Below are 927 nucleotides of genomic sequence, written 5' to 3' on the forward strand. Positions count from 1 at the left end.
GGAAGAGCTGCTGCATCAGGCCCTTCTTGTGCTGTTTCAGGGCCTGGACCTTTTTGGCTTGCAGCCCGATCACCTCATCAAGGGAGGAGAGGCAGTGGGCGATTTTTTGTTGTTCTTTCGCTAGAGGAAAAACTAGCGGCAATTCTTTAAATACCAGCTTGGAAATGTTGTAACGTGTTGCTCCTTGCGCGCCTCTTGACAGGTGACATCTAACTGATCTTGATCGTAGCAAGTATCCTAGAAAGATAAGATTTGGCGATAGGTGGTCATCGAAACGAAATAAGGCGCAGAAGGAATTGAGATAGCATCTATCAACATCTCCAAGCAGAACGCTCGACATTCCTGCTTCTTCTGGTGTTTCAGATGAGACGGTAAAAAACACATCGCCCTTGGCAACAGCATTCTGTGATTCATCATCCGTGATAATTACAGAGCGAAGGTCTTGAATATCTGTAAAGGTATTCGAGAATACATTCATGTAAGGGATGAATTTTGCATCTCCAGCATCAAAATCTTTAGCAGATTTTCCGGAAAGCGGAGTGAGAAACCCACCCTGTGTTCCAAGTCTTTTTTTCTCCCACGCCCCCGCCTCCCGAAACTCAGGAAAGCGCAGTCTGGGCACCAATGACTTTTTCTTGTCGCTTTTACTGCGCATACACTTCCAGCCCTGAAATTTCCTGGCCTTCGGCCTGCTTGCGCAGCAGGGGTGTGAGGTCGTCCATCAGTTCCAGCTCTTTTTGGGCCCGCACCTTCCAGCCCAGCCCCAGGGGGTGGAGCAGTTCGGTCAGCGCATCAGGGTCGAAGATCCTACGGCTCAGGATACTGTCGATGAAGCCTTGCAGGGCATCAGGACTGAGACCGTGCTTTTCGGCGATGACGGCCAGTTCCCGGGCGTTCTTCTCCGCCTTGAAGCACTCGTAACCCTCG

Annotated in this window: 2 protein-coding genes; both read right to left on the bottom strand. The window is 50.4% G+C overall.

Annotated elements, in window-relative coordinates; all coding sequences use genetic code 11:
* Nucleotides 1-655, bottom strand: a 655-nt coding sequence (locus ACOCD2_RS22370; protein ID WP_419626147.1) for a restriction endonuclease subunit S, incomplete at its 3' end; no start/stop codon positions are given.
* Nucleotides 645-927: type I restriction endonuclease subunit R, EcoR124 family (locus ACOCD2_RS22375; RefSeq protein ID WP_419626149.1), on the bottom strand; the 283-nt coding region annotated here is incomplete at its 5' end. The genes ACOCD2_RS22375 and ACOCD2_RS22370, both read right to left, overlap by 11 nt.

Source organism: Thiolapillus sp. (assembly GCF_048562965.1).
In the GTDB taxonomy this organism is placed as follows: Bacteria; Pseudomonadota; Gammaproteobacteria; order Chromatiales; family Chromatiaceae; genus Thiolapillus; species Thiolapillus brandeum_A.